Origin of the sequence: Mesorhizobium sp. M7D.F.Ca.US.004.03.1.1 (genome assembly GCF_003998635.1) — a bacterium.
Classification (GTDB): domain Bacteria; phylum Pseudomonadota; class Alphaproteobacteria; order Rhizobiales; family Rhizobiaceae; genus Mesorhizobium; species Mesorhizobium loti.
Genome location: NZ_RZQG01000250.1, coordinates 1 through 7,146, shown reverse-complemented (window position 1 = coordinate 7,146; position 7,146 = coordinate 1). Strand labels below are relative to the sequence as shown.

Annotated in this window: 9 protein-coding genes; 5 read left to right on the top strand and 4 right to left on the bottom strand. The window is 60.5% G+C overall.

Features of this window, described 5'->3' with window-relative positions; all coding sequences use genetic code 11:
- Positions 1–778 precede the first annotated feature (778 nt).
- The 5 genes from EN935_RS15955 to EN935_RS15935 all read left to right on the top strand — a co-directional run bounded on the left by EN935_RS15955 (position 779) and on the right by EN935_RS15935 (position 5,813).
- Entirely contained in the window at positions 779–1,714 is a 936-nt protein-coding gene (locus EN935_RS15955; protein WP_127262945.1) for a hypothetical protein, read from the top strand.
- An 11-nt stretch (positions 1,715–1,725) separates the two neighbouring features.
- A complete protein-coding gene (locus tag EN935_RS15950) occupies positions 1,726–2,043 on the top strand; it encodes a hypothetical protein (protein WP_127262946.1) in 318 nt (105 codons plus the stop codon).
- Between the two features lie 192 nt (positions 2,044–2,235).
- Positions 2,236–3,195 (top strand): EamA family transporter, encoded by a 960-nt coding sequence (locus EN935_RS15945; RefSeq protein ID WP_127262947.1) that lies wholly within the window; start codon positions 2,236–2,238, stop codon positions 3,193–3,195.
- 200 nt (positions 3,196–3,395) lie between these two features.
- A complete protein-coding gene (locus EN935_RS15940) occupies positions 3,396–3,929 on the top strand; it encodes a FecR domain-containing protein (RefSeq protein ID WP_127262948.1) in 534 nt (177 codons plus the stop codon).
- A gap of 6 nt (positions 3,930–3,935) precedes the next feature.
- Positions 3,936–5,813, top strand: coding sequence for an adenylate/guanylate cyclase domain-containing protein (locus EN935_RS15935; RefSeq protein WP_109660637.1), 1,878 nt, complete (start codon positions 3,936–3,938; stop codon positions 5,811–5,813).
- 41 nt (positions 5,814–5,854) lie between these two features.
- On the opposite strand, the gene EN935_RS15930 is transcribed toward EN935_RS15935, so the two are convergent.
- From EN935_RS15930 to EN935_RS41445, 4 genes are all read right to left on the bottom strand, one after another.
- Positions 5,855–6,004, bottom strand: a complete 150-nt coding sequence (locus EN935_RS15930; RefSeq protein WP_109660636.1) for a hypothetical protein — start codon at positions 6,002–6,004, stop codon at positions 5,855–5,857.
- A 24-nt stretch (positions 6,005–6,028) separates the two neighbouring features.
- Positions 6,029–6,352 (bottom strand): DUF2934 domain-containing protein, encoded by a 324-nt coding sequence (locus tag EN935_RS15925; protein ID WP_127262949.1) that lies wholly within the window; start codon positions 6,350–6,352, stop codon positions 6,029–6,031.
- Between the two features lie 365 nt (positions 6,353–6,717).
- Positions 6,718–6,963 (bottom strand): hypothetical protein, encoded by a 246-nt coding sequence (locus EN935_RS15920; RefSeq protein ID WP_127262950.1) that lies wholly within the window; start codon positions 6,961–6,963, stop codon positions 6,718–6,720.
- A partial coding sequence (locus EN935_RS41445; protein WP_206534524.1) for a hypothetical protein occupies positions 6,960–7,146 on the bottom strand: 187 nt, incomplete at its 5' end. The genes EN935_RS41445 and EN935_RS15920, both read right to left, overlap by 4 nt.

The window sequence follows — 7,146 nt, the reverse complement described above, 5'->3', positions numbered from 1 at the left end:
GCCTAACCTCGTCAGCGCGAAAGAAAGATCAAGTACCCGGAGCCTTCGTCCCGGTCTAAATGTCCACTCTCATGCAATTCAATGACGCTGTGCAGCGGCGGGCAGTCCGCGGCAGGGTCCGATCCCAATCAAAAGTGCTTGGTACTGCCGAAAATTACCAACCGGTGTGACCCGCGCGGATGACGACTTTTGTCCGGCGCAGTCGCTCGCCGCTGAGACCTCGGAGGAACGACCGGTTTCGGGCGAGGGGTGTCATCGTCCGAACGGCGAAGATTAGGGGCATTGCTGTCCCGGCAGCCTTTTGGCCGAGAGCGGACTGGCAGCCTCGGGCAAAAGCCCCTCGTGAAGCGGTCATGCGCGCGAATGTCATTGTCGGCTCTAGCCAGTTTCTCTGCCTCGATGGCACGCGGCGAACGCAGTGGCACCCCTCGTCATAACGCCGGCTCCAACTCCATGACAGAAAATCCACGGGCCTTGAGTTAGGCACTAATTCACCTCCGCGCGGTTGAAATCCTTTGGCGATAACCATCCTTTTTCTGCGAGCGGGAAAATGACTCGTTGTAACCGTAACGAGCCCACTTCGATGCGTCTGAAATTAGGCGCTCCGTATCAAGACTCACTTGAACTAGTCTTCAGTCCTCGCGAGGAAGGCACGTTGATAGATTTCGAATCAAGTCCAGAATCCCTGAAAATATATCTGTGAGTTTATGAGAGAGACGATTGCGCAAAATCGCGCCCAAGTAGAGATTGCCCATGTAAATAAATTAAGGGGGCTCTCTTGAAACGCTGGATGTTGCTGCCGGCTTGCGTGCTGGCGTTGCATGGATGTGCAATTCGACCTCTGCCCGAGCAATCGACGACATTCAATACGTCTGCCATTGTCCGCAAAATTCGATGCGAAACCCGTGAGGCTTTCAGACATCAGATGATTGCTTGGCTTGAGGCACAGGATAAGGAGCCGGCGGCACTACGCGTGGCCAAAGCACTTAGAGCAAGAACGCCGGTGGCAGAGATCGATTATCGTGGGCTAGACCCTGATACCGCTTACCCGATTTCCCTGCTGGCGGGTACCGCAGTCGTGTATTCATTCAATTTTGATATGACCTTCACGGCCAACAATTCAGCGAGCTTAGACCTTCTTGACACCTATCGCCTGGGTAAGAAGACATTGGGGTTGGGTGGTTCAATCAATCGAAGCCGCAACAACAAACGTGTTTTTGTGGTAGCCGACACATTTGGCGGCCTCTACAAGGACTTAGATGACGACTATTGTGATGACCGGAACGAAGTTCCTAACTCTTTTTATCCGATAACAGGCAATATCGGCATGGATGAGCAGGTATCCACGTTCGTGGACATGGCGATATTCAACAATCTTTCGGGCAAAGAAGGCGCAGCAACAGGCCCGCAGACGATGGCCGACACACTGCTTTTCACAACGAGTCTAACAGCAAGTGCGGATCCGAAGATTGCACTATCACCAGTTGATGGTGTTACGGCAGGGGGGCTAAGCAGTTCAATTTCCAGGGAAGATAAGCATCAGGTAATCGTCGCGTTTGCGTTGCCCGTGCCCGGCAAGAACACTAATCAAGTCGCAGAGTTTTTTGGAAAATTTCTTAGCGGCAGCGGAAACGCAACTGTTCGCCGCGCACTGCGCCAAGCGGACGAAGCAATCCAACAGAGTGTCGCGAGTGAAATTCTATCACTTCAATAAGGGGATCAACCATGACCACGAGTGAGGGCAAGCCGCGCCGGCTGAAAGCACCTTTTGCAGAGTCAACATCGGCGATGAAATTCAGTGCAACGAAAAGCATGAGGTTCATCAAAAATTTGGAAAAGCACGGTGTCCTCGCCGATTTTATAAGGTTGTCAAAGGCTGATCCGGAGGCCACACTGACGTTCAGCAAGAATTCACTTAATCTGATGAAGAAACTTCTACAGGAGAAGGGTGCCGACAAGGTCGATGTTTTCTCTAAGAGTATCGTTGGTGATCCAAAAAAGAAGAGCAAAAGCAAAAAGGAATGCCCGCACTGGGAGGGATAGCGGTAAGTCGAATGGCTAGAAGGCGGCGCAAAGCTGTCGTTGAAAATTGATGGGACGGCGGTCGCCTGCGGGTAAAAATTGACGCTAACCCAACTCGGGTTCTTGTCGGCCTTTCAAAACGGATGCACGCCCCAACGACACAGGGTATGTTGTCCCCGTCCGGCCGAGGTCGTCGAAGGGGGAGGACATGGCATGCAGGCAGTGCCGATAGCGCATCAAGCCGCGCAACCCGTGGCCGGCCCCGTATCCTCCCTCGCCGGCTATCCGGCCGCCGTCCTGTGCTGGCTGCTTTCGGCTGGTGTCTATATCGCGGCCAAATGGGTGGCGCCTGAAATGCCGCCCTGGGGCCTCTGCTTCTGGCGGCTGACGCTTGCTTGCGCCATCCTGCTGCCGATTGTGCACCGTCATCACGAGGCGATGATCGGGCTTTTGCGAACGCGCGCCGTGGAGGTCGTCGCCGTGGGGGCGATCGGCCTCACGCTCTGCCAGGGTATGATCTACCATGGCCTCAACGACACCGACGCCACCACGGCCGGCATCATCATGGCGCTGTCGCCTGTCATGACGATGGTGCTCGCCCGTTTCGTGCTGGGCGAGCCGCTCGGGCTGGGGAAGTCGCTCGGCGCGCTGGTTGCGCTTGCCGGGATGATTTTCATCGTTGCCCACGGCAACCTGACGGCGCTGCTGCAACTCAAGATCAACGCCGGCGAGCTGTGGATCGTCGGCAGCGCGTTCTGCTGGGGCCTCTACACCGTGCTTTTGCGCCGTGCCAAATTCGGCATCGAACTGCTGCCGATGGTCGTGCTGCTGCTCGGCGCGGGCGCGCTGGTCGCCTTGCCTTTCCATGTGTGGGAATTGTTCAACGACGAACGCTCCGCCATGAACGTCCACAGCATTCTCGCGCTCGCCTATCTGGCAGGCCCCGGCGGCGCCTTGATGTACTATCTCTACAACAAAAGCGTGGAAACGCTCGGCGCGAGCCGGGCAAGCATGCTGCTCTACCTGCAGACAGTGTTCGTGGCCATGCTCGCCTATCTGCTGCTCGGCGAGGGCTTGCACGATTACGATCTGGTCGGTGCGGCCTTCATCGTCGCCGGCATCGTACTCGCCACAGTGGTCAAACCCAGGCCAGCTCAACCACGCGTGGCGTAGACATCTTGCGAGTGACGGCAGGGCCGCTAGCGCTTGGTTTACATCGCGGCCTTGCTTGGTGTCGGAGCGGGGTTGTCGTGTTAGGATCGCCGGTCGACATCCCTCGGCGCAACACGGCTGCAAGTGCCGGTTCGCATGCTACCGGGCTGGCGCCGGCAGGATTTTCTTGTCGCGGATTTCGCAAGAGCAAGGGGACGTCGATGAACGCAAGGGACCGATCTTTCCGCTGCCTGATGGTGGCTGGCCTGTTTGCCGGTGTCTTCTGGGTGGATGCCGCCCTGGCGCAGGACGCAGGGTGTACGCTCGAGCCGGTGGCCGGTACGGCCCGGCAGATTCTGAAATGTCGCAAAGGCCTCACCGTCATTGTGGAAGAGGGCGCTCGTTTTACGCTGGAGGACGGCGATCGAAACGGCAAGGCCGATGCGGTCAGGTTGCGGCGCAAGGCGCTGCTGCTCGATGCACCAGCCGGCTCGGTCCCGGGTGGCTTCGCGGTTGTCACCCCGCAGGCGATCGCCGCGGTGCGAGGCACCAAATGGGCAGTCGACACAGGCGAGGGCAAGACGTCTGTTTTCGTCCTCAGGGGCCGCGTCGCCGTGCACAGGGCGGCGTCCGATGCCGGGGTGGTGCTGAAGCCGGGCGAAGGCGTCGACGTCGAGCCCGGAACGGCACCGCTCACCGTCAAGCGCTGGCCCGCCAAGCGCGTTTCCGCATTGCTGGCCCGTTTCGGCCTGTGAGCCGCGGTGAGCAGGCGGGCGCTTCCGACGCTGATCGCGCTCATTCTCGCGGGTCTTTGGGGTGCCGGCCTGGGCTTCGCGCACTGGCGCGGTCATCTGTGGTTTCTCGATCGCGTCGAAGCAACGATGACCGACCTTCGAACGCTCGTTCGAGGAACGGCAAAGCCACCGGAGCTGATCACCATTGTCGCCATAGACGATGAAGCGGTGCGGCACGAGGGCACATATCCCCTCAGCCGCGCCACGCTTGCCCGGCTTGTCGATACGATCGCCGGCCTTGGACCAAAAGCCATTGCGCTCGACCTGCTGCTGGTCGATCCCGGAGCAAAGGACAACGATGAGGCGCTCGCGCGTTCGCTGAGCGGGGGCAGAAGCGTCATCGCTGCCGCGGCGGTCTACCCCGGAGGTGAACAATGGACGGTGGCCGAGGGCGAAGGGCCCCTCGCCCGCGTGCCGAATGCCGAGCGGTTTCTGTGGCCCCTGAAGGCGTTCTCGGATGCCGCGGCTGTCGGCGTCGTCAACGTGGTTACCGACAAGACGGGAACGCCCCGGTTCGTGCCGTTGCTGTTTCGGGCCGGACCCCAGCTGGAAGCGTCTTTCTCCTTGCGTGTCGCCACCATGGCAGCAGGTGAGGATCCAGAAATCGCACCCGATCATCTCTCGCTGGGCGGACGGCCGATCCGGACCGACATTGGTCACATCCTGCCTCTGACATTCTACGGCCCCCGCGGCACGATCCGCACGATCAGCGCGGCGACCGTGCTGGAGGGCCAACTCGATCCCGGCACCATCCGGGATCGAATCGTCGTGATCGGAGCAACCGCAACCGGCACCGGCGATGTCTTCCCGACACCGTTCGATCCAATACTCCCGGGCGTCGAAGTCATGTCGACGGCGATTGCCCATCTGATGAGCGGCGACGGTACAGTGCGGGACCAGTATGTCCGGCTTGCGGATGCCGGCTTTGCGGTGGTGCTGCCCATGATTCTCGTGGGGCTGTTGGCATGGCGGCGAAACGCCAGCGGCCTCGCGGCGATCGCCGGCGTGGTCCTGATCTGGTTCGTGGTCAACATGACCGCTTTCTCGCACCACATCTGGCTGAGCGCCGCGTTGCCGATGGCCGCCGCCGTTCCGCCGGCTATCTTGTTTGGAGCCGCGCAGCTTTGGCTGGGCAGGAGCCGGGCCCAGTTTTTCGCAACGCAGAGCCAATTGCTTCAACGCGTTGAAGCCTCGGGCATGGGGGAGTGGCTCGCCAAGCATGGCGACTTCCTCTCGGACCCCGTGCGGGGAGACGCCGCCATCCTGTTCATCGACCTGTCCGGCTTCACCGGGCTGAGTGAAACATTGGGGCCGGTCGCCACACGCGAACTCCTGAACAATTTCCATGCGTTGGTCGACGAAGAAGTGGCGCGCTGCGGTGGCGTCGTCACGAGTTTCATGGGTGACGGAGCCATGATCCTGTTCGGCCTGCCGGAACCAGCGACAAACGACGCCTTCAATGCCGCCCGCTGTTGTGTGGGGCTCTCCAGCCGCACCAACGATTGGCTCGCCTCGTTGCCGGCATCGACCGCATCCCGGCTCGGCTTCAAGATTGGAGCCCACCACGGAACAATCGTGGCCTCTCGACTCGGCAGCGAAGGCCGTCAGCACATCGCGGCCATCGGTGACACTGTCAACGTTGCCAGTCGCTTGATGGAGATCGCGGCCGACCAGAATGCTGACGTCGCGGTGAGTGACAAAATGCTTGATGTCGCCGGCCGCGACTGCGCGTTGTTCAAATCCGGCACCCTGAAAGGACCTGTGGAAACGCAGATCCGTGGGCGATCCGGCTCGCTCGCAATCTGGTTTTGGCAGAGTGCACGGACGGCGAAGATCAGGCCCTGATCAATGGTGGCCGGCGCCCCTTCGCCAGGCTTCGAGACCACTCAATGCCGCTTGAAATACTGCACTTCCCTCTCATGCTTCTCCGCCGCCTCGCGGGTATCGAACGTGCCGAGGTTGCGCCGCTTGCCGGTCTTTTCGTCCTTCTTGCGTGAATAGAGGCGGTATTTTCCGCCTTTCAGTTTCCGGATCATCTCGCTCTCCCGGCTTGGCCCTGATCAGGATTTCCGCTTGGCCTTGAGGCTGCGCGCGGCTTGCTCGACCGCGGCACGGTCGTTGCCCAGCCGATCGATCAGCGCCTGCGCCTCGTCGCCCGATAGGCCGGTGCGCATCGCCAGCGCCTCGACCTCCAGCACGTCGGTACTGGCGATCTCGCCGGTTTCCGGCAGCGCATCGCCTGCCGTCAGCGGCAGCGCGGCCTCCCTGTCGATCTCGGCCTCGGCTTGGTGCCAGTGCCGCTCCGGGTCGCCGTGAAGGCCGCCCTCGCGTTGCCAGATGTCGTATGCCCGCTGCTGGATTTTTTCGTGCCGTTCGTCACCCATGATCATTCCTCCGGTTGCGTCAGGGAAGAACGCTTCGCCGATCCGAACGATCCAAAAAATTTGCGTGATCGCGCGCGAAGGCCCGCACGAAGGTGGCGCCCTATGGCCTGCCGGCCATCCCCACTTGTGGGGAGATTCGCAAAACCCGCCTGGGCGGCGGGTCATTGGCGCAAATCAGCATCGTGGGCGAATATGTAGCATAGCCGCCCTCACAATGTAAAGAATAAATTCCTATCGAAAAGCCACAGGGAATAGCTGCAGACCATCGGACTGGCCGTCGTCCGGCCCTTTGTCGACCTGAGTTCGCAGCCCAGGCGGCGGGCGAGCCGCCGCCTGGATGCCGGCCATGGCGGCCGAATTTGGTGTCAGCGGCCCCAGATGCCCTGGCCATAACCCGGTGCAGGCATGCCGGAGGTCGCAGTTCCCTCCACGGTGCTGTCGGTGATGCTCTTGGTGACGCTGACCGCGCCGCCGGAGATCATCGAATGGGAACCGGCAGTTGGATAGCTGCCGGCGGCAGGGACGAAGTCCGAGTCAAAGTGGTCGCTGCCGGCAAAAGCCATGCCGGAGGCAAACAGGAACACGGCAATGCTGAAAATGATCTTCTTCATTTCAAGTCTCCATCTTTTGAAAGTTGACATCGGCCTCGACGCGCCGCCCGCATCGCATTCATGAGGCTGTCTTCTGCTCTTCGGGCGAAACCGGCCAGCCGCGATCCCCTCGGGATCCGCGGCGGCAGGTTGTCAGCGCACGACCGTCTTGGTTCGTTGGTGCGCTGTTGCGGCGTCTTATAG